Source organism: Pseudomonas sp. TH41, from assembly GCF_016650695.1.
Lineage (GTDB): Bacteria > Pseudomonadota > Gammaproteobacteria > Pseudomonadales > Pseudomonadaceae > Aquipseudomonas.
This window is the reverse complement of record NZ_JAEKFH010000006.1, coordinates 401,588-422,173: the sequence shown is the minus strand read 5'-3', so window position 1 is coordinate 422,173 and position 20,586 is coordinate 401,588. Positions and strand designations below refer to the sequence as shown.

At 61.0% G+C, this 20,586-nt stretch carries 22 protein-coding genes and 3 pseudogenes; 10 read left to right on the top strand and 15 right to left on the bottom strand.

All coding sequences use genetic code 11. From position 1 onward, the window contains the following. Window positions 1-109 precede the first annotated feature (109 nt). The 8 genes and pseudogenes from JFU37_RS25870 to JFU37_RS25835 all read left to right on the top strand — a co-directional run. The gene (locus JFU37_RS25870) at window positions 110-847 is read left to right on the top strand and encodes a FadR/GntR family transcriptional regulator (protein WP_201119870.1); all 738 of its coding nucleotides are present in this window, start codon (window positions 110-112) and stop codon (window positions 845-847) included. After that, window positions 844-1,848, top strand: coding sequence for an ABC transporter ATP-binding protein (locus JFU37_RS25865; RefSeq protein ID WP_201119869.1), 1,005 nt, complete (start codon window positions 844-846; stop codon window positions 1,846-1,848). Before JFU37_RS25870 ends, JFU37_RS25865 begins: the two co-directional genes overlap by 4 nt. Next, complete coding sequence (locus JFU37_RS25860; RefSeq protein ID WP_201119868.1) at window positions 1,845-2,963, top strand: ABC transporter ATP-binding protein; 1,119 nt, start codon at window positions 1,845-1,847, stop codon at window positions 2,961-2,963. Before JFU37_RS25865 ends, JFU37_RS25860 begins: the two co-directional genes overlap by 4 nt. Then, a complete protein-coding gene (locus JFU37_RS25855) occupies window positions 2,960-4,462 on the top strand; it encodes an ABC transporter substrate-binding protein (protein ID WP_201119867.1) in 1,503 nt (500 codons plus the stop codon). The genes JFU37_RS25860 and JFU37_RS25855 overlap by 4 nt, the downstream gene beginning before the upstream one ends. 43 nt (window positions 4,463-4,505) lie before the next feature. After that, window positions 4,506-5,453, top strand: a complete 948-nt coding sequence (locus JFU37_RS25850) for an ABC transporter permease (protein WP_201119866.1) — start codon at window positions 4,506-4,508, stop codon at window positions 5,451-5,453. Then, window positions 5,450-6,322, top strand: a complete 873-nt coding sequence (locus JFU37_RS25845) for an ABC transporter permease (protein ID WP_201119865.1) — start codon at window positions 5,450-5,452, stop codon at window positions 6,320-6,322. The genes JFU37_RS25850 and JFU37_RS25845 overlap by 4 nt, the downstream gene beginning before the upstream one ends. Window positions 6,323-6,348: 26 nt before the next feature. Next, on the top strand, window positions 6,349-7,944 hold the full coding sequence (locus JFU37_RS25840) for a gamma-glutamyltransferase family protein (RefSeq protein WP_201119864.1): 1,596 nt from the start codon (window positions 6,349-6,351) through the stop codon (window positions 7,942-7,944). Between the two features lie 81 nt (window positions 7,945-8,025). After that, window positions 8,026-8,231: pseudogene (locus JFU37_RS25835) on the top strand (NAD-binding protein); the annotation flags it as partial. A gap of 11 nt (window positions 8,232-8,242) precedes the next feature. Here the strand turns inward: JFU37_RS25835 and phnP are convergent. The 14 genes and pseudogenes from phnP to JFU37_RS30855 all read right to left on the bottom strand — a co-directional run. Further along, window positions 8,243-8,992: a phosphonate metabolism protein PhnP gene (gene phnP, locus JFU37_RS25830; RefSeq protein ID WP_201120085.1), complete on the bottom strand. Its 750-nt coding sequence runs from the start codon at window positions 8,990-8,992 to the stop codon at window positions 8,243-8,245. Further along, a complete protein-coding gene (phnN, locus tag JFU37_RS25825; protein ID WP_201119863.1) occupies window positions 8,983-9,552 on the bottom strand; it encodes a phosphonate metabolism protein/1,5-bisphosphokinase (PRPP-forming) PhnN in 570 nt (189 codons plus the stop codon). The genes phnP and phnN overlap by 10 nt, the downstream gene beginning before the upstream one ends. Next, window positions 9,552-10,694: an alpha-D-ribose 1-methylphosphonate 5-triphosphate diphosphatase gene (locus tag JFU37_RS25820; RefSeq protein ID WP_201119862.1), complete on the bottom strand. Its 1,143-nt coding sequence runs from the start codon at window positions 10,692-10,694 to the stop codon at window positions 9,552-9,554. Before JFU37_RS25820 ends, phnN begins: the two co-directional genes overlap by 1 nt. Next, window positions 10,684-11,403 (bottom strand): phosphonate C-P lyase system protein PhnL, encoded by a 720-nt coding sequence (phnL, locus tag JFU37_RS25815; protein WP_201119861.1) that lies wholly within the window; start codon window positions 11,401-11,403, stop codon window positions 10,684-10,686. Before phnL ends, JFU37_RS25820 begins: the two co-directional genes overlap by 11 nt. A 28-nt stretch (window positions 11,404-11,431) precedes the next feature. Continuing rightward, window positions 11,432-12,241 carry a phosphonate C-P lyase system protein PhnK gene (gene phnK / locus JFU37_RS25810; protein ID WP_201119860.1) on the bottom strand — a complete coding sequence of 270 codons (810 nt, stop codon included), beginning with the start codon at window positions 12,239-12,241 and terminating at the stop codon, window positions 11,432-11,434. Then, window positions 12,238-13,104 carry an alpha-D-ribose 1-methylphosphonate 5-phosphate C-P-lyase PhnJ gene (locus JFU37_RS25805; protein WP_201120084.1) on the bottom strand — a complete coding sequence of 289 codons (867 nt, stop codon included), beginning with the start codon at window positions 13,102-13,104 and terminating at the stop codon, window positions 12,238-12,240. The genes phnK and JFU37_RS25805 overlap by 4 nt, the downstream gene beginning before the upstream one ends. A gap of 13 nt (window positions 13,105-13,117) precedes the next feature. Continuing rightward, window positions 13,118-14,194, bottom strand: coding sequence for a carbon-phosphorus lyase complex subunit PhnI (locus tag JFU37_RS25800; protein ID WP_201119859.1), 1,077 nt, complete (start codon window positions 14,192-14,194; stop codon window positions 13,118-13,120). After that, window positions 14,194-14,793 (bottom strand): phosphonate C-P lyase system protein PhnH, encoded by a 600-nt coding sequence (phnH, locus tag JFU37_RS25795; RefSeq protein WP_201119858.1) that lies wholly within the window; start codon window positions 14,791-14,793, stop codon window positions 14,194-14,196. Before phnH ends, JFU37_RS25800 begins: the two co-directional genes overlap by 1 nt. Beyond that, entirely contained in the window at window positions 14,793-15,239 is a 447-nt protein-coding gene (gene phnG / locus JFU37_RS25790; protein WP_201119857.1) for a phosphonate C-P lyase system protein PhnG, read from the bottom strand. Before phnG ends, phnH begins: the two co-directional genes overlap by 1 nt. Before the next feature lie 14 nt (window positions 15,240-15,253). Beyond that, complete coding sequence (gene phnF / locus JFU37_RS25785) at window positions 15,254-15,958, bottom strand: phosphonate metabolism transcriptional regulator PhnF (RefSeq protein ID WP_201119856.1); 705 nt, start codon at window positions 15,956-15,958, stop codon at window positions 15,254-15,256. Between the two features lie 35 nt (window positions 15,959-15,993). Continuing rightward, window positions 15,994-16,776 carry a phosphonate ABC transporter, permease protein PhnE gene (gene phnE, locus JFU37_RS25780; RefSeq protein WP_201119855.1) on the bottom strand — a complete coding sequence of 261 codons (783 nt, stop codon included), beginning with the start codon at window positions 16,774-16,776 and terminating at the stop codon, window positions 15,994-15,996. A 140-nt stretch (window positions 16,777-16,916) separates the two neighbouring features. After that, on the bottom strand, window positions 16,917-17,930 hold the full coding sequence (gene phnD, locus JFU37_RS25775; RefSeq protein ID WP_201119854.1) for a phosphonate ABC transporter substrate-binding protein: 1,014 nt from the start codon (window positions 17,928-17,930) through the stop codon (window positions 16,917-16,919). Between the two features lie 43 nt (window positions 17,931-17,973). Beyond that, window positions 17,974-18,807, bottom strand: a complete 834-nt coding sequence (gene phnC / locus JFU37_RS25770; protein ID WP_201119853.1) for a phosphonate ABC transporter ATP-binding protein — start codon at window positions 18,805-18,807, stop codon at window positions 17,974-17,976. 227 nt (window positions 18,808-19,034) lie between these two features. Then, window positions 19,035-19,153 (bottom strand): annotated as a pseudogene (locus JFU37_RS30855) (hypothetical protein); the annotation flags it as partial. A gap of 175 nt (window positions 19,154-19,328) precedes the next feature. Between JFU37_RS30855 and JFU37_RS25765 the strand changes: the two are divergent. Further along, a pseudogene (locus JFU37_RS25765) lies at window positions 19,329-19,741 on the top strand (LysR family transcriptional regulator); the annotation flags it as partial. A 104-nt stretch (window positions 19,742-19,845) separates the two neighbouring features. Here JFU37_RS25765 and JFU37_RS25760 read toward each other — a convergent pair. After that, complete coding sequence (locus JFU37_RS25760; protein ID WP_008155229.1) at window positions 19,846-20,097, bottom strand: hypothetical protein; 252 nt, start codon at window positions 20,095-20,097, stop codon at window positions 19,846-19,848. Window positions 20,098-20,261: 164 nt separating this feature from the next. Between JFU37_RS25760 and JFU37_RS25755 the strand changes: the two genes are divergently transcribed. Continuing rightward, complete coding sequence (locus JFU37_RS25755) at window positions 20,262-20,579, top strand: DUF883 family protein (protein ID WP_201119852.1); 318 nt, start codon at window positions 20,262-20,264, stop codon at window positions 20,577-20,579. Window positions 20,580-20,586 lie beyond the last annotated feature (7 nt).

The window sequence follows — 20,586 nt, the reverse complement described above, 5'->3', positions numbered from 1 at the left end:
AAGGCGAACCAATTTATTTTGGCATCGCTCTTGCTCTGACCCTCTTGTCCTGTAGATCTGCCTGAAGGCGGATCAATCGGCTTTTTTTGGTCTGGCGTGAGTGACCACAATGCAAAGGTTCGACCCTGACACAACCATAGATAGTTCTTCGAAGCTGGCGCTGGATACCTTGCGGCAGATGGTGGCGCAGCGTGCGGAGTTTCCTCAGCGGGCGTTGCCGACCGAGCGGGATCTGGCGGCGGATTTCGGGCTTAGCCGACGGGCGATTCGTCGCGCCTTGTCGGTGCTTGAAGCCGAAGGCCAAATCTGGCGGCGGCAAGGCAAGGGTACTTTCGTCGGCCCGACGCCACCCAGTGCGTCGTTGAGTTTTTCCCGCCTTTCCGGGCGGACCAATTTCAGCGAGGTCATGGAGGCCCGGCTGCATCTGGAACCGGCCCTGGCGTCACTGGCGGCGGTACGGGCCAATGGCGAGCAGATGGCGATTCTGCGTCGGTTGGCCGAGCGCACCACGCGCCAGCAAGGCGCCGAGCAAATAGACCCTGAAGGCCTTGAATTGTGGGACAGCGCCTTGCACCGGGGTATCGCGGAGGCAGCGGGCAACCGCTTGATGCTGGACCTCTTCGAAATGCTCGACGCTATTCGCCTGGACCCGATGTGGCGCGACTTGCGCCAGCGGGCGCGCAATGCCGATCGTCTCGACACCTACAGCCACGATCACGACGACATTGTCAGTGCCATCGAAAACCGTGATCCGGTCAAGGCCGCCACCGCCATGCGCGGGCATTTGCGGGCACTGCAACAAGCGCTCGATCACGTCATCAATCAAGACCTGGAGGCAAGCTTATGACCGCCATAGCCCAAGCCCATGACACGGTACTCAGTGTCAGCGACTTGACCATTTGCTTTGCCGGTGCCCCGGCCAACGTCGTCGACGGCGTGTCGTTCAAGGTTCGGCGTGGAAAGACTCTGGCCATCGTCGGAGAATCTGGTTGCGGCAAGAGCGTGACGTCCATGGCGCTGATGGGCTTGTTGCCGGACACCGCCAAAATCGCTGCCAGCGCTTCCAGTCTGCTGGACGAAACGCTGTTGGGAATGCCGGAAGAACGCTTGCTCAACGTGCGCGGCAATCGTATGGCGATGATCTTTCAGGAGCCAATGACCTCGCTGAACCCGGTATTCACTATTGGCGAACAGATCGCGGAAAGCGTGATCCGTCATCAGGGCCTGTCGGCAAAGGACGCCCGCCAGCGGGCGCTGGATATGCTGGAAAAGGTCCGGGTCCCGGACGCCCGCCAGCGCCTGGATGCCTATCCCCACGAGATGTCCGGCGGTATGCGTCAACGGGCAATGATCGCCATGGCCCTGGCCAACGATCCGGCATTGATTATCGCTGACGAGCCGACCACCGCGCTGGATGTGACCATCCAGGCGCAGATCCTTTCGCTGGTCGCCAACCTCCAGGCCGAAACCGGCACGGCGATGATCCTCATCACCCACGACCTGGGTGTCGTGGCAGAAGTGGCCGATGACGTCATGGTGATGTACGCCGGTTGCGTTGTGGAACACGGTCCTGTGAAAACCCTGTTCGACGACCCTCAGCACCCGTACACCATTGGCCTGATGGGCTCGATGCCTTCCGTCGGTCCTCGGGAGGGACGCCTGGCGACCATCAATGGCCGCGTGCCGACTCCGGCGCAAATGCCTGTCGGTTGCCGATTCGCCGGGCGCTGCCCGTTCGTGATCCAGGCCTGTCGCGATGCCCGCCCGCCGCTGCTTGAACTGTCGCCCGGTCATTACGCCGCGTGCATCCGGGCGCCTTTGGAACTGCATGTGGGAGCCAGCGCATGAACTCTTTTGAACGCTTCCTGCTGGAAAGCGCTGCTGAAAAACCGATCCTTGAAGGCATTGACCTGAGCAAGCATTTCGGTGTCGAAAGTGGCCTGTTCCAGCCCAAGAAGCCGCCTGTGCAAGCGGTTAACCAAGTGTCATTGTCCGTACGCAAGGGCGAAACCCTGGCGTTGGTGGGTGAGTCCGGTTCGGGCAAATCCACCCTTGGTCGCCTGCTATTGAACCTGCTGCAACCCACATCGGGCGATGTGATCTACAAAGGCCGCAACCTGGCCAATCTGCCCCCGGACAAACTGCGCCAGGTTCGCCGCGAGCTTCAGATCATTTTTCAGGACCCGTTCGCCTCACTGAACCCGCGCATGACGGTGGAATCCATCGTCGGCGAGCCGATCTGGCTGCACAGCAACTCCAGTCGCAGCGACCGTCAGGCAAGGGTCGCCGAACTGCTGCGCACGGTGGGCCTGGCCCCGGAACATGGCAGTCGTCACCCCCACGAGTTCTCCGGCGGGCAACGTCAGCGCATAGGTATCGCCCGTGCCCTGGCTTCCGAACCCAGCTTGATCCTCGGTGACGAACCGGTCTCGGCGCTTGACGTGTCGGTGCAGGCGCAGGTGGTCAACCTGCTGGAAGACCTCAAATATCAGTTCGGCCTGACGCTGGTAATCGTCGCCCATGGTCTGGCGGTCATTCGTCATATGAGTGATCGGGTCGCGGTGATGTACCTGGGTGAAATCGTCGAATTGGCGCCGGTCGACGCGCTGTTCGAAACATCCTTGCACCCCTATACCCAAGCGCTGATGGCCGCCGTGCCGGTCAGCCATCCCGATCTGCGTCATCCGCGCCCGTTGCTCGGCGGCGACATGCCGAGCCCCAGCAAACCACCTTCGGGCTGTCGCTTTCATACCCGTTGCCCCCATGCCCGCGCCCTGTGCAAAGAGGTTGCACCGGTCATGGAAAGCGTCGAACCCAACCGTCAGGTCGCCTGTCACTTCTGGCGCGAGATAGCCAATGCCGGTGCCGGCGCGCTGATTCTTCCTACACCCAACGCCACCTATACCCAACGTCTGAATTTATTCAAAAGCCATCAATCCTTATCACTGGAGAGCCAGCCATGAAAATCGCACGTGCCATACCCGCAATGTTGTTACTGCTGGCTGCCAACGCCGCGTTCGCCGAATCGACCCTGCGCATTGGCATTCAGGACGACCCCGATGTCCTCGATCCCCATCGTTCACGCACCTACTCGGGTCGTCTGGTCTACACCGCCCTGTGCGACAAGCTGGTGGACGTCACCCCTGAGTTGACTTACGTACCGCAACTGGCCACGGCGTGGAACTGGAGCGAGGACGGCAAAACCCTGACCATGAACCTGCGCGAAGGCGTGACCTTCCATGATGGCGAACCTTTCGATGCTGCCGCGGTGAAGTTCAACCTGGACCGCGCCCGCACCCTGCCCGACTCGTTGCGCAAAAGTGAAGTGGCCTCGATTGAAAGCGTAGAGGTCGTGGACAGCAAGACCGTCGCCATAAAAGTCAAGCAGCCGGACGCCACGTTGATCTCGCAGCTCTCGGACCGCGCCGGAATGATGCTCGCGCCGAAAGCGTCCCAGGGCGACGTCGGCGCCAAGCCGGTCTGCTCCGGACCTTACAAATTCTTGCAACGGGTGCATCAGGATCGCATCGTGCTGGAGCGCTTCGACCAGTACTGGAACAAGCAGGCGTACCACTTCGATAAAGTCGTGTTCTTGCCGATCCCGGACACCTCGGTGCGTCTGGCCAATCTGCGCTCGGGTGACCTGGACATCATCGAACGTGTCGCGCCCACCGACGTGAAGACAGCCAAAGCCGACAGCAATCTGGTGATTTCCAACTCACCCGGTCTGGGTTACGTGCATCTGATGTTCAACGTGGCCGATGGCGAAAGAGCCAATACGCCGGTAGGCAAAGACAAGCGCGTGCGCAAGGCCTTTGAACTGGCTATCGACCGCGATGCGATCAACCAGGTGGTGTTCGAGGGCTTGTATGATCCGAGCGGGCAGCCCTTCCCGAAAAGCAGTCCGTACTACGACAAGTCCTTGCCGATGCCGACCCGCGATGTGGAAAAAAGCAAAGCGCTGCTGACTGCCGCAGGCGTGAAGATGCCACTGGAAGTGGAACTGAAAGTCACCAACAACCCCATCGCCCAGCAAGTGGGGCAGATCATTCAGGCCATGGCCGCGGAAGCGGGCTTCGACGTCAAACTGGTCGCCACCGAGTACGCCACCTTGCTCGCGGAACAGCAGAGCGGCAATTTCCAGATTGGCATGAGCAACTGGTCGGGCCGTCCTGATCCGGATGGCGACATCCATCAGTTCGTGGCCTGCAAGGCCGGACAGAATGACGGTCACTACTGCAACGTCGAACTCGACAAGCCGCTGAACACGGCGCGCACCGTTAACGATGTGGCACAACGTCAAGAGCTGTACAACAAGGCCCTACGTGTGCTCGCCGATGAAGTGCCGACTTCGTACCTGTACTTCGAACCGCGAATCATCGCCATGCGTAAAAACGTGACCGGCTTCGTGCCAAACCCGGACGGGTTGATCCGTCTGGCCAACGTCTCGTTCAAGCCGTGAGGACTGCACGGGTGAATGACTTGCACACACGCGAGGGTTCGACATGCTGATGTTCATCCTGCGACGCCTGCTCAGCGCGATTCCGACATTGGTCCTCGTTTCGCTATTCGTCTTCACCCTGCAGAAGCTGCTGCCGGGTGACCCGGTACTGGCCATGGCCGGGGAAGAGCGTGACCCGGCGGTGATGGAATACCTGCGCGAAAAGTACCGGCTCAATGACCCGATCCCGGTGCAATACGTGAACTGGCTCGGCAACGTGCTCACCGGCGACTTTGGCATTTCGCTGAAAACTGACCAACCGGTGACCACACTGCTGGCATCCAAATTGCCGGTGACCCTGGAGCTGGCGGTGCTGGCGTTGTTGATCGCGCTACTGATCGGCATTCCCACCGGCATTGTTTCTGCGGTGCGCAAGGGTACAGCGGTGGATTACGGGGCGAACATCGTCGCGTTGTCCGGGATTTCCATTCCGCACTTCTGGCTCGGAATCCTGCTGATCATGGTTTTCGCCGTGAAGCTGCAATGGCTGCCCGCCTCGGGTTTCGTCACTCCCGGTGAGGACCTGGGGCAAAACCTGAAGACCTTGGTCCTGCCAGCCTTCGTCCTCGGCGCGGGGCTGTCGGGAGTCCTCATGCGTCACACCCGCAGCGCGATGCTCGAAGTGCTGCGTACAGACTACGTGCGCACCGCCCGGGCCAAGGGCTTGTTCCCACACACAGTGATTCTCAAGCACGCGTTGCGTAATGCGCTGATGCCCATCGTTACCCTGACCACTCTGTTGTTCGGCGAGTTGCTGGGCGGCGCGGTGCTGACGGAACAGGTCTTCAGCATTCCGGGCTTCGGCAAGATGATCGTTGATGCTGTATTCAATCGCGATTACTCCGTGGTGCAAGGTGTCGTGCTGTGCGTGGCGATTGGCTTCCTGCTGCTGAACCTGCTCGCCGACGTGCTCTATCGCATGATTAACCCGCGTTTGAGGAATGCCTTATGAACGCTATTGCCAGCGTCACTCTTCCCGCGATCCAGCCCCGCAGCCGCTCGCCCTTCGCCCGGAAGTTTTTCGCCAACAAAGGTGCGGTGCTGGGCACAGCGGTGTTACTGCTGTTTGTCCTTGCGGCCGCGTTCGCGCCGTGGATCGCGCCGTTTGATCCTGTGAAAGCTAACTTCATGGCAGTGCGCAAGGCGCCGTCGCTGATCTACTGGCTGGGCACCGATGAACTTGGGCGCGACCTGTTTTCGCGCCTGCTCTGGGGCGCGCGCAGTTCGTTGCTGGCCGGTGGCGTCTCGGTGGCTATCGCCATAGTTATTGGCGTGCCGTTGGGCCTGTTGGCCGGCTACTTCGGCGGCAAGTTGGACGCGGTCCTCTCGCGAATCATGGAAGCGCTGCTGTCCTGCCCGTTCCTGGTCCTGGCCATCGCGCTGGGCGCCTTCCTCGGCCCGAGCCTCACCAACGCCATGATCGCCATCGGACTTTCTGCCATGCCGATCTTCGCCCGCCTGACCCGGGGCCAGGTGCTGTCGATCAAGCACGAAGACTATCTGGAAGGTGCCCGCGCCATCGGCCTGCCGGATCGTTGGATTATCCTGCGTTACGTGTTGCCCAACGTGATGTCGCCGCTGGTGGTGCAAGCCACATTGACCATCGCGTCCGCGATCCTGGCCGAAGCCAGCCTGTCGTTCCTCGGCCTGGGCCAGCAACCACCCTCGCCATCCTGGGGCTCAATGCTCAACACCGCGAAAAACTTCATGGAGCAGGCGCCTTGGATGTCAATTGCTCCCGGTGTAGCGATCTACATCACAGTCCTGTGCTTCAACCTGCTGGGCGACGGGCTGCGTGATGCCCTCGACCCTAAAGGCTAACCCTTCCTTCACAAAGAGACGCTTTTATGTTTGATGATCTGGATTACAGTCAACCCTACGCCTCAGCTCGCTCGCCGGTGATGGGCAACAACATGGTCGCCTGCTCCCAGCCATTGGCCGCCCAGGCCGGTCTGGACATGTTGCGCCGTGGCGGCAATGCGGTAGACGCCGCCATCGCCGCGGCCATGGTTCTGACAGTGGTAGAGCCCACCGGCAACGGGATCGGCAGCGATGCCTTTGCCATCGTCTGGGATGGCAAGAAGCTGCAAGGCCTGAACGCTTCCGGCCGTGCGCCGCAAGCCTGGACGCCGGAACATTTCCACGGCCAGAGCACAATGCCGCAACGCGGTTGGGGCTCAGTAACTGTGCCTGGCGCCGTGTCGGCCTGGGTCGAATTGTCAGAGCGTTATGGCAAGCTGCCTTTCGCCACCTTGGCCGAGCCCGCCATCGGTTATGCACGGGACGGTTATCAGGTCACGCCGATCATCGCCGAGCTGTGGCAGCTCGGTTCACAGATGCTGAAGTCGCAACCGGGTTTCGCCGAGTGCTTCATGCCCGAGGGCAAGGCACCGCTGGCCGGAGAAAAAATCCGGCTCAAGGATCACGCCCGCACTCTGGAGCTGATTGCTCAAACCAAAGGTGAGGCGTTCTATCGCGGCGAACTGGCCGAGGCGATCATCGCCCATGGCAACGCCAATGGCAGCGTCATGACCCTCGACGATCTGGCCACTCACACCGTTGACTGGATCGACACCCTGTCAGTGCCTTACGCCGGTGCCGTGATTCATGAATTGCCGCCTAACGGCCAGGGCATCGCGACTCTGGCAGGCCTGACCATGCTCGAAGCACTGGGCATCGGGGAGCACCCGGTGGACAGCCTGGAAACCGTGCACCCGGTGCTGGAAGCGATGAAACTGGCCCTCGCCGATCTGAACGAGCATGTTGCGGACAACGAGCACATGCGTTTGAGCAGCGAACACTTGTTGGATGTTTCTTACCTGATGGACCGCGCCGGGCTGGTGGGCGAACAGGCCGCCAACCCCGGCCACGGCTCACCAAAACCCGGTGGCACGGTGTACCTGTCGACTGCCGACGAGAGCGGCATGATGGTTTCGTTCATTCAGTCCAACTACATGGGCTTCGGATCAGGCGTAGTCGTGCCCGGCACCGGTATCAGCCTGCAAAACCGTGGCGCCGGGTTCTCTCTGGACCCGCAGCACGTGAACGTCGTCGCACCGCGCAAACGCCCGTTCCACACCATCATTCCCGGTTTTGTGATGAACACTGATGGCACACCATTGATGTCGTTCGGGTTAATGGGCGGCCCAATGCAGGCCCAGGGGCATTTGCAGATGATGATGCGCATCCTGCGCTACAAACAGAACCCACAAACCGCTGCCGATGCTCCACGCTGGAGGATCGAGTCAGGACTTAAAGTCGCAGTGGAGCGCTCGTTCGATCCTCAGGTCGTCGAAGGGCTGCGCGCCAAAGGTCATGATGTCGTCGTCGAAGCGCCTAGGGGAGTTTTCGCCTTCGGCGGTGCACAGATCATCCAGCGCACTGCCCACGGTTATGTAGGCGGCACCGACCCGCGCAAAGACGGGTTAGTGGCTGCTTTTTAATTCAATAAGCTATCCGCCCCGCTGGACGGTCAACCGATGCGCAACGCGCGCAGATCCAGATGACCGTCCTTGGCGGGGACCTTCCGCATCAGCCTGCATCAGAAGGATCTCAATCTGGCTCTCTCGGGAGCTCGTGAGCTCGTGAGCTGGGCCTGAATCTGCCCAACACCGCCAACGCACAACAGGTATTCAGCACCTGCGCCGCGCTCGGTGGCAGCAACTGGGATCATTCGGCGCTAATTAAAGGTCTGGAACATATGGCCAACTTCTCAATTCGTGAGCAGTGAACTCGTAAGGTCTAGAGCACGCACCCATCACAACCAACCCTGACATTCCCCGGCAACTCGCTGCGATGCTCAAGTAACCAGGCATCCAACGTATGCCCGATATGTGTCAACACCGCCAACTCCGGTTGCAGGTCCTCAACGCAACGCAACGCAAGATTCAGATCGTTGTGATTACGCGGAGCCTGAGGTTGCGGCGGCATCGAACAGTCGAGTACCAGCACATCAAGGGGAGCGCGTTGCAGCCATTCCTTGGTGGCCGGCGGCAAACCCACGGTGTCGGTCAGATAAGCGATACGCCGTCCCTCTCCCTCCAACAAGTAACCAAGCGTCGGTCTTGAATGTTGCAGCGGTAACGCCGTCATGCTGAGCGTGCCGAACTGCCGGGTTTCAAAGGCGTCGAAAGGCTGGCTGAAATCGAGTATCCCCGGATGCTTGTAGAGGTCGGCCAGGCCTTCCGGGTCTACCGGACCATGCACCGGAATCACCAGCCCCTGACCCCAACGCAAATGCAGCAGCCCTTGGGCGTGATCGGCGTGGTAGTGGGTCTGGAAAATGCCGTTGAAGCTGCGCGGCGGGAAGCGTTCGGTCAGGTCGGACAGGCCGCTGTCGATCAACCAGCGCTGATCGCCGCACTCGATCAACGCGCTGCACGGACGACGTCTCAGGCGTTCATCGTTGCGAGCCAGGTCGCAGGCCGCGCATTCGCAGCCGTAGACCGGCACCTGTCGGGCGTCACCGGTGCCTAGCAAGGTCAGGCGCATACGGGTTGCCCGTCGACGCAGGCCAGCAAGCATTCGACCGTGCGCTCCAGCGGCCCGGAGTTGTCGATCACACACAACGCCGGATCGTGTTCGGCGAGCACGCGGTTGCTGAAACAGGCATTGCGCGCCAGCCGATCATTAATCTCGCCGACCGTTTCACGCCCCCGTGCCAGCAAGCGCTGGCGCAATACAGCCTGATCGACCGTCAGCAAGAGCACGAGCACGTTTGGATAACGCAAGCGGGTCTGCGGCAGATGACCGCGAGACCCATTGACCAGCACATCCTGCCCCGCCGCCAGCCAATCGTCGATCTCCCGTGGGATCCCATAGGACAAACCATTGGCATGCCAGCTCAGGGCAAACGCGCCCTGAGCCTCCCTCTCGGCGAACTGTTGCGCACTGACGCCTTGTGCCGCTTCCCCCACCGCTTCCGCCGAGCGGGTGATGACCCGCCGCACGATACGACAATCGCGTTCGGCCAACCGCACGCGTGCGCCATCCAGCAGGCTGTCCTTGCCCGAACCTGAAGGTCCGATGAGATAGATCAACCTGCCCGCCATCAAAACACCCTCTTCGCTTGGCGCCAGACTTGTTGAACGACTGGCAGCCCGCCCTGGTTCCTGGCTTGCACAAGATCCGCTCGCAAACCCACAGCAATCTCGCCGCGATCACTCAGCCCTGCCGCTCTGGCCGGGGCCAGGGTGACCATGCGCACCGCCTGAGCCAGGTCGCACTTGCTCTGGGACGCCAGTAAAAACGCCGCTTGCAACAGGCTGGCCGGATAGTAATCACTGGACAGGATGTCCAGCAGCCCTTCAGCGGCCAGGTCGGCGGCGGCGACGTTACCCGAGTGGGAACCGCCGCGCACAACGTTCGGTGCGCCCATCAGCACTTTCATGCCTAACTGCTGACAGCCGCGCGCCGCCTCAAGGGTGGTGGGGAACTCGGCAATGGACATGCCATAGCCCGCTGACTCTTCGACGTGAGCCAGGGTCGCGTCGTCATGGCTGGCCACCGACAGGCCGAGGGCCAGGCAGTGCTCCACGATCGCCGCGCGATGGCGGGCACTGTATTCACGGGAGTTGGCCATCTGCAACACGACGAATTCATCCATTTGCGTAGTCGTCAGATTGTATTTGCCCATGTAGTACTCGCGGTACTTGGACTCCAGGACGAATTGACGTTGACCCGGCGAGTGGTCCATCACCGACACCAGTTGCACCAGGGGATGTTCGACCAGGTCGCGGAACACACTCAACGTGTCCGGGTGGCAAAGTTCACAACGCAGGTGCAGTCGGTGTTCGGCACGGGTCAGTCCGGCATCGCAAGCGCTAGAGATCGCCTCAAGCATCCCCGGCAATTTCTTCATGCGATTGCCTTTGGGATTCACATCACCGATGGACACGGCGTCAAACACCGTGGTGATGCCGGCCGCGATGATCTGCGCATCGTGACTGAGCACCGCCGAGGTCGACGGCCAGTCCACGCCGGGGCGCGGGGTCATGTGTTTTTCCAGGTTGTCGGTGTGCAACTCCACGAGGCCCGGCAGCAGGAAATCACCGTTGAGGTCTTGGGCCTGAGGCAAGCGGCTTGGGCCTTCGACGATTTCGGCGATCAACCCGTCGCGCAGCACGAGGGTGCCGACGAACACACGGTCAGCGGTGACCAGGCGGGCATTGCTGAGGATCTGTTCAGCGGACATCGGCGTATTCCTCGTGGTTCACAGCGGCTGGGGTCATGTCGAGATGGCGATCGGCAACCGCCTCGCGGGCGGCGCGGTCATGGAAGATGCCGATTAACGCGGCCCCCTCCGTTTTCGCTTCGTTCATCAGTTCCAGCACCACCTCGCGATTGGTGTCATCCAGAGAAGCCGTCGGCTCGTCGAGCAGCATCACCGGCCAGGCGACCATAAAACCGCGGGCGATATTGACCCGTTGTTGCTCGCCACCGGAGAAGGTGCCGGGTGCCAATTGCCAGAGGCGTTGTGGAATGTTCAGGCGGCTGAGCAGCAGCTCGGCACGTGATTGCGCCAGGCTTTTTGACCAGCCGCGGGCCAGCGCCGGCTCCATCACCACATCCAGACACGCTACCCGCGGGATCACCCGCAAGAACTGACTGACATAACCCAGGGTTCGTTGGCGCACCTGCAGAATGTCACGGGGCTCGGCGCCCACCAGCTCCAGCCAGTGGCCGTCATGCTGTACGCGGATGCTGCCGCCGGCTGGCAGGTAATTGCCATACAGCGTGCGCAGCAACGTGCTTTTACCGGCACCGGACTGACCATGCAGCACCAGACATTCACCGGCCGCCACGCTGAAATCCACCCCGCGCAGCACGTTCAGGACCACGCCGTGCTGTTGATGCAGGGTGAAGGTTTTCGAGAGGTCACGGACCTCGATCAAGGTATTCATCGCTCGGATTCCACAGATAAACGGGACTTCACGGTTGCAACACCGAAGACACCAGCAGTTGTGAGTAAGGGTGTTGTGGATCGTCGAGGATCTGGTCGGTAAGGCCGGTTTCCACTACCCGCGAGCGGCGCATCACCATCAGCCGATCGGCCAGCAGACGCGCCACCGCCAGGTCGTGCGTAACGATGACCACCGCAAGGTCCAGCTCGCGCACCAACCCACGCAACAGGTCGAGCAACCGAGCCTGCACCGACACATCGAGTCCCCCCGTCGGTTCGTCCATGAACACCAGCCGCGGGCTAGACACCAGATTGCGGGCGATTTGCAGCCGTTGTTGCATGCCGCCGGAGAAGGTCCGGGGCAAGTCGTCGATGCGCAGTGGATCGATTTCCACCTGGCTCAGCCAGTCGATCCCTGCCCCGCGCAGCTGCTGGTAATTGCGTACGCCCTGGGCCATCAGGCGCTCGCCGATGTTGGCGCCGGCCGAAACGCCCATGCGCAAACCGTCGCGAGGATTCTGTTCGACGAAACCCCACTCGGTGCGTAGCAAGGTCCGGCGCTCGGCTTCGCTGGCGCTGTACAGGTCGAGCCATTGGCCCTGTTTGTCGCGGTAACCGATGCTGCCGCGCTGGGGCGGCAGGCGGCCGCTGAGCAACGAGAGCAAGGTCGATTTGCCCGAACCGGACTCGCCGACAATCCCCAGCACCTCACCGGGATACAGGTCAAAACTGACGTCCTGGCAACCCTTCTCCAAGCCGTACAACAACGACAGGTCGCGCACTCGCAGCAAGGGCTCAGCGGTGGCGGCGGACAGTTCATTTTTCAGTGCCTGGTTCATTGGCCCTGCTCCTGCTGGCTGACGCGCTGGGCGCAGTAATAAGTGTCGGAACACACAAAACTCTGGGTTCCGGCGTCGTCGATGATCAGCTCGTCGAGGAAGGACTCGTGGCTGCCGCAAATGGCGCAGGACTCGTCCCACTTCTGCACTTCGAAGGGGTGATCCTCAAAGTCGAGACTGGTGACTTTTGTGTACGGCGGCACGGCATACAAACGCTTTTCACGACCCGCGCCGAACAGCATCAGCGCAGGACTCATGTCGAGTTTCGGGTTGTCGAATTTGGGAATCGGCGACGGGTCCATCACGTAGCGCTCGTCCACCATCACCGGGTAGGCGTAGGCGGTGGCGATGTGGCCGAAGGTGGCGATGTCCTCGTAGAGTTTGACGTGCATCACCCCGTAATCATTGAGGGCGTGCATGGTCCGGGTCTCGGTTTCCGACGGCTCGATAAAGCGCAACGGCTCCGGAATCGGCACCTGATACACCATGATCTGATCAGCGTGCAGCGGCGTTTCAGGGATGCGGTGACGGGTCTGGATCACCGTCGCGTCCGGGGTATTTTCGGTGGTTGCGACGCCAGCGGTCCGGGCGAAAAAGCGACGGATCGACACAGCGTTGGTGGTGTCGTCCGCGCCCTGGTCGATGACCTTGAGCACGTCTTCAGCACCGAGAATCGCTGCGGTCAGTTGCATGCCACCGGTGCCCCAGCCGTAAGGCAGTGGCATCTCGCGGCCACCGAACGGCACTTGATAACCGGGGATCGCCACGGCCTTGAGCAAGGCGCGGCGGATCATGCGTTTGGTCTGTTCGTCGAGGTAGGCGAAGTTGTACGCGGCATCGCGCTCCGGCGCCCGGCCCTTCATGGGATTGCTCAGGTCATTCATGGCTGTTGGCCTCGGCAGGCTTGCGCAGTTTGCGGATCAGTTCCAGTTCGGCCTGGAAATCCACGTAGTGAGGTAATTTGAGGTGCGAGACAAAACCCGCGGCCTCGACGTTGTCGCAATGCATCAGCACGAACTCTTCCTGCTGCGCCGGCGACTCGATCTCTTCGTTGAACTCCTTGGCGCGCAGTGCGCGGTCGACCAGCGCCATGCCCATGGCCTTGCGCTCGGCATGCCCGAACGCCAAACCGTAGCCGCGGGTGAACTGCGCCAGTTCGGTGGCGGAACCGACGAACTGGTTGACCATCTCGCACTCGGTGACTTCGATGCTGCCCAAAGCGATGGGGAAGCCCAACTCTTCGGGATCGATCCACACCTCCACTTCACCGATGCGAATCTCCCCGGCGAACGGGTGGTTGCGGCCATAACCGCGCTGGGTGGAATAACCCAGTGCCAGCAGAAAACCTTCATCGCCACGCGCCAGCGCCTGCAAGCGTTGGGCACGGCTGGCGGGGAGTTCCAGTGGGTCTCGGGTGATGTCCGCCACTGTTTCGTCGTTGTCGGACTCGTTCTTGATCAAACCTTCCTTGGCCAGCAAACCCAGGACCCGTGGGCAAGGTTCGAGGCTGGCGTTCGGGGTGGTTTGCGGTCCCGGGTATTCGCCTTCGGCGAGCAATGCAAAGTCGAGCAGACGATGGGTGTAATCGAAGGTTGGGCCCAGCAGCTGCCCGCCCGGCACGTCCTTGAACGTGGCGGACAAACGCCGGCTGAGTTGCATGCTTGACGTGTCGATCGGCAGGCTCGGGCTGAAACGCGGCAACGTGGTGCGATAGGCCCGCAGCAGGAAGATCGCTTCGACCAGATCGCCCGCCGCTTGCTTGATCGCCAGCGAGGCCAGTTCTTCGTCGTACAGCGAGCCTTCGCTCATTACCCGCGCCACCGCCAGCGGCAGTTGCTGACGGATTTGCTCGACGCTCAGCTCAGTGACCGAGGTATCTCCCCGGCGTTTTTTCGCCAGCAGACGGTGGGCATTGTCGATGGCCTGTTCGCCACCCTTGACGGCTACGTACATCAGACAAGCTCCTGTGCTGTGCGGGCGACCCGCGTGCTGCGTGGCAGGCCGATAAAGTCGTGACCGGTGGTGAAAAACACGTCCAGCCCGCGAGGGAATTCGTTGCGCTGTTCGCGCTCGCGCCAGAAACCGTCGGTCAGAGGCAGACTGACCTGATGCTCGGTCTCGATCCCCGGTCCGCACCAGGCCATCCCTGCCCCGCCGTCGAGGCTCGGCAGCTGAACCAGCAAGGTGCAGGACTGATCGGGGTAACGGTCATTACCGTGGTCGAAGCCGCTGAGGTCGAGCAGGTCCTCGGCACCCAGCAAGGCAAAACGCGCGCCTTCCCGATGCGGTGTCAGTGGGCAGCCGCAGTGGAACGCCAGATTGGCGCGGATCGCCGGCGTGTCGAAAGACGGCGCCAGCCACAGCGGCGTGTCGACATCCAGCAAGGCCAGGCACAATGCGTAAGTGGCTGGCGCCAGCCCTTCAAGGCTCGGAGTGGTATGCAATGTCTGGATTAATCCGGGGCTGGCCAGCGCTTTGAGCGCAGCGCGAAAACCGCGCTGGGCATCCAGCACCGGATCGGAAAACGCCGGTTGCAATAGCAGTGCGCTCATCAGTTTTCTCCTCGCACGAGGGTAAAGAATTCGACTTTGGTGGCGGCGGTTTCCGCCTCTTTCTGCGCCCGGCGTTCTGCCTGGGCGTTAGCCAACGGCGTGATCACTTCATCAAGCCAATGGCGCTGTTGCGTGCCCTGCAAATGCGCGTCAGCCAGGGCCGCCAATTCGGCGTGGGCCTTGTCGCGCCCCGCCACGTAGCTGTAGCCGGTACGGCCATCGGCCAGGCGCACCACGCAACGGGTTACGCTCATTTCGCCGACGTTGAACGGCGCACCGTTGCCGCCCATGCGGCCACGAACCAGGGTCATGCCGATTTCCGGGCCGCGGATCAGTTGGTATTCGATGTCGCGCAGTGCGGCTTCATGGGGTTGCAACTCATCGCGACGGGCGCGGGCCAGCACGCCAATCCAGTGCTGCCGCGCAGAATAAGGAGCAGGGTTCATCGGTAAGTTCTCCATCAGGTGACGACCTGGTACTGGAAGCGATCCGAACGGCTGGTGGTCTGGGCGAGCTCCACCGGACGGCCGTCGCGGTCGCAGGAAAGGGTGAACACACTCAGCGCCGGCAAATGCCGGGGCATCATCAGCAACGCGGCTTCTTCGCGGCTGGGCAAACGGGCGCCGATCAGGCTCAGCGTGCGGGTCAATGGCAGATCGCGTTCGCTGAGGTACTGGCGCAATGAGCCGCCGGTGTAGTCCGCCAGCATCGGCGCATGGCTGGCGCAGTAGCGATGGCGGATCAGGCTGACCGGTTGGTGATCGAGTTTGCGCAGGGTCTGCAACTCGATCATTGGCGCCATCTCGGCAAGACCGAGGTGTTGCGCCTCTTCACGACTGGCGAAGCAGTAACGACGTTTGAGCAGTAGCGCCTCGACGTCCAACCCCTGGTCCGATAACAACTGGCTGTAGGCACTGTCGGCGGCCATCGGATAAATCAGCGGCCGCTCCAGCACCTGCGTGCCCTTGCCCTGGCGGCGCAGCAGACTGCCTTCGAACACCAACTCATCGATGGCGCGGCGCAAGGTATGGCGGTTGACCCCGAAACGCTCGGCCAACTGCACTTCCGCCGGCAGGAAGTCCCCGGCCTGATAATCGGCTAGCTCACGACGCAGGACGTCGGCCAGTTCGCGGTACACCGGCTCATCTTGTCTAGACAACTGCATGCTTAAAAAAGCGCCCACGGGCACCCCTCCGAAATTCAGATGAACTGCTTGCGCAGGCGTTGCGACAGGATGTCGATCAGGCTCACCACCACGATGATCACCAGCAGCACCGCACAGGTCTGCACGAACTGGAAGGCGCGGATGTTTTCCCAGAGAATCACCCCGATCCCACCGGCACCGACCATTCCCACCACCGTCGCCGAACGCACGTTGGCCTCGAAGCGGTACAGCGCGTACGACACCCACAGCGGCATCACTTGCGGAATGATCCCGTAGATCACCTCTTGCAGCGCGCTGGCACCAGTGGCACGAACGCCTTCAACCGGGCCCGGGTCGATGGCCTCGACCGCTTCGGCAAACAGCTTGGCAAGCACACCGGTGGTGCTGATCCACAGCGCCAGTACACCGGCAAACGGTCCCAGTCCGACGGCCACCACAAACAACATGGCGAAGACCATTTCGTTGATCGAACGGAAAGCGTCCATCACCCGACGCAGCGGCTGGTGAATCCACCAGGGTGTGATGTTTTCCGAGCACAGAATCCCCAGGGGAATCGAACAGACAATCGCCAACACTGTGCCCCAAAGGGCGATTTGAACGGTGACGATCATTTCCTTGAGGTACGAGCGCCATTCATGGAAGTCCGGCGGGAAGAAATCAGCGGCGAAGGTCGCCATGTTTCCGGAGTCGCGGTACAGCGCCATCGGGTTCATCTCGGCGCCGTGCCAGGCCCAGACCAGCAGGACCAGGAACAGGCCCCAACCGGCGTACTGCGGCCAGGTACGCTTGCCGACAGCTTCAGCGTGGAGAGTGGTCATGAGGATTCTCTAAAAATTTCCGAATGCGTTGGCTGATGCGAAACCCTGTGGGAGCGGGCTTGCTCGCGAATGCGGTGTACCAGTCGCCATATTTGTTGAATGACACACCGCTTTCGCGAGCAAGCCCGCTCCCACACTCGTTAGCCGTTGGCTGCGGATTTTTTGTCAGCGGTTTTGTCGAGCAAGGTGATGCGCTCTTGCAGCTTGGCCAGCTCGGCATCGATGTCGGCCAGTTTCTTGGCCTTGTCGGCGGCTTCCAGTTTGTCGTCGGCGCTGATCGTGGTGCGCTGCTTGAACAACTCAAGCTGACGGATCGGCAACAGTTGGTCGTCGCTGGATTTCAGGAACTTGCCCAGCTGCATGCCCTTGAGCACGGCTTTCTCGGAGTCGGTGTCGCCGTAGCTGAAGATGAAATCGCGGATCTTGGCCTTCTCGCTGTCGCTCAGTGCCTTGCTCCACACCAGCGGGTCGGCGGGAATCATCGGCGACTTCCAGATCACCTTGAGCAGTGCTGCCTTGTCCGGCTGAGTGACTTCCAGACGGTCCCAGCTTTCGGTGTTGAAGGTCGCCACATCCAGTTGGCCCTTGGCCACGCTCAAGGCATTGACCTCATGGCTGGAGTTGAGGGTGCGTTTGAACGCGGTGGCGGCATCGACGTTGTTCTTGGCGAACACGTAGTAGCCCGGCACCAGGTAGCCCGAGGTGGAGTTCGGATCGCCGTTACCGAAGGTCAGGGTCTTGGCGTTCTTCAGCATGTCATCGACGGAGTTGATCGGACTGTCCTTGCGCGCGATCAACAGACTCCAGTAGCCGGCAGCACCGGTGGCAGCGGCGGTCTGGGCGAATATCTCGCCGTTGGAGCGGTCCACCGCTTCGATGGCAGCCTTGTTGCCCAGCCAGGCGATGTCGACTTTGTTGAAGCGCATGCCCTGGATCAGCCCGGCATAGTCGGACGCGAACGTGGCATTGATCCTCAGGCCGGTCTGCTTCTGCATGTCATCCAGGAACGGCTGCCAGATGCTCTTGAGGTTCTGCGAGGACTCGGTGGACATGATCCCGAAGTTGATGGCTTTTTCTTCAGCCTGGGCAGTGCCCAGCACACAGCTGGCGAGCAGTGCTGCGCCAGCAAAAACGCGACCGATACGGTTCAACATGAAAAGGTTTCCTGTGGGTGAACGGTTGGGTAATCCGGGGTAGTCACGCGCGCGCCAACACCAGCCGGGGGGCGGCTTCAGCAGGGCGAAGCTGGTCGGAGCACATGAGGCTGGTGTCGATGTCGGCACCGTACAAATCGTTGAGGAACTGGCCGCTCAGCTCGGTAGCACGGCCATCGAAATGAATACGTCCGCCCTTGAGCGCCACGGCACGCGGGCAATAACGTGTGGCGTAATCCACTTGATGCAGGGTCACCACCACGGTCTTGCCGTCGCGGCGATTGATGTCGGCGAGGATTTCCATGACCTTGCGCGCCGATTCCGGGTCCAGGGAGGCGATCGGTTCATCGGCCAGAATGACCTCGGCGCGTTGGGTCAGCGCCCGGGCAATCGCCACGCGCTGTTGTTGGCCGCCGGACAAGGTGGATGCGCGCTGCTCCGCCAGATCGACCAGGCCGACACGGTCCAGAGACTCGAGGGCAAACTGCTTTTCCTCGGCATTGAACAGGCCCAAATTGCCCCGCCAGCGTGGCATGCGTCCCAGGCAACCGAGCAGCACGTTATCGAGCACGCTCAGGCGGTTGACCAGATTGAACTGCTGGAAGATGTAGCCGATGTCGGCACGCAAGCGCCGCACCTTGCCATTGAGCCGTCCGGAGGACTGCACTTCCCGCCCCAGTACCTTGACGCTGCCGCCGCTGTTGCGATCGCAACAGGCCAGCCCCGCGAGGTGCCGTAACAAAGTGGATTTGCCGGAGCCGGAAGCGCCAATCAGCGCGACCATCTCACCGGTCGCGATGGTGAGTTCGAGGTCAACCAGTGCGGTTTTACGTGCAAAGGTCTTGTTCAGATGATCGACATGGATAGCTGCGTTCATGGGCTTCTCTGTCAGGTTGAACAGCCGTCCCTGGCCGCATTGGAGTTCAACCAACTTTAGGCAGGGGCTGTGTCAGACCTATGACTTGCACATGACGCTGGAATAAACGTTTGGTTAAGGTTTGGTGAAAGGTTGGCTGGGGGCCTTATAGGCGATTGCTGTTTTGATTGAGTACGTATTTTTCTGCCGTCTATGGCGACCAGACTTTCTCCGAACAGTCCCAACTACTGACACAGCACAACGAACTGGCGGCAGACACCTCGGATGGCCTTGCTGTGGTCTTTTCGGAAGTTGGCGATGGTCTTTAATCAGGCATCAAACGCCCGGTCAGCCACATCAGTTCGACGATGCCGCATCATCCTCAGGGATCACTCTTCGACGCCGTGGATTTTCGGCTCCGCGGCTTGCGCTTGGCGGCGGGAACCTGACGCACCTGCGTCAGTTGCTGCTCCAGAGTTTCAGCCCGGGCCTGCTGTGCTGCGGCACGCTGCTGTGTTTGACCGAGCTCGACCTGGATCGACTCCAGCCGGGCTGCGCTTCGCCTGGGCGTGACGCAATCGCAGTCAGCGCGGCGTTGCGCCGGCTGCGGGCGCTGTATGGCGATCAATTATTCGTGCGTACCGGTCGAGGCCTTGCCCCGACGCTCAAGGCCTATCAACTAAAACCGGTGGTCAGCGAGGCGTTGAACAAATGCCGGCAGAGCCTGGCGATGGTTGACCCCGCCGCTGATCATTACGACGGCCGCTCGGTCACGGTGGGTTTATCGGATGATTTCGAGATCGCCTACGGTCGGCGCTAGATCGAGCACATTGCAACGACGGCGCCGAAGCTACGGCTGATCTTTCGTCAGATCCACAGCCAGATCGTCGCCCAGGCGTTGATCGAACGCAGCATCGATCTGGCGATTACCGCCGGCGGGTTTGCCGAGCGATTGTGTAGGAGCTGCCGAAGGCTGCGATCTTTTGATCTTGTTTTTAAAGGCAGAATCAAAAGATCGCTGCCTGCGGCAGCTCCTACAGGGAAGGCGTCAGCAGAAATTTACTTGGCAGCCATCAGGCGATTGACTTCACTGCGCACCATGTTCGCGAATTCCGGCGGCGACATGCCATCGAGTTCAGCGCGGACCCACTCGGCCCATTTGCCTTTGCGTTTGGCGCGCTCACCGAACAACCGTGCGGCTTCGCCTTTGGATTTACCCAGGTTGCTTTGCCAAAGATCAAACAGGCGGGATTTCTCATCTTCAAGCGCAGCGCGCTCGGCAAGGGGTTTGTCGGCCAGATTGAAGCTCATGGGGGTTACCTGCTGCGTAAAATAGGCGACATCTTACACTGTAGAAGGAAATGTCCTGCGCTGGATTTTCCTGCCGGACGGCGTTTTCGCGCAAAATGGCTGCAACTTTTACAGGTGCGCCAGACTCCATTGTTCACTGCCCATTCACCGCAAGGAGTACTCCAATGGCCCGAAGAACCGCCGCACAAGTCGCCGAAGACCAAATCAAGGATCAGGCCTTCAGTGAACTTCAGGCTCTGATAGAAGAGTCGGAAAAACTGCTCAAGAGCAGCGCCTCACTGGTCGGTGAGGAAGCCGAGACACTGCGTGGGCAAATCGCCCAGAAACTCCAGCAGGCAATGGATTCGGTGACCCGTGTGCGTGATCGGACGAAACCCGCCGTCGACGCGACCGAAACCTACATCGGTGGTCATCCGTGGCAAACCGTGGCCATCTCCGCAGGCTTCGGCCTGGTGGTCGGATTGTTGCTGGGTCGGCGCTAATAGGCTC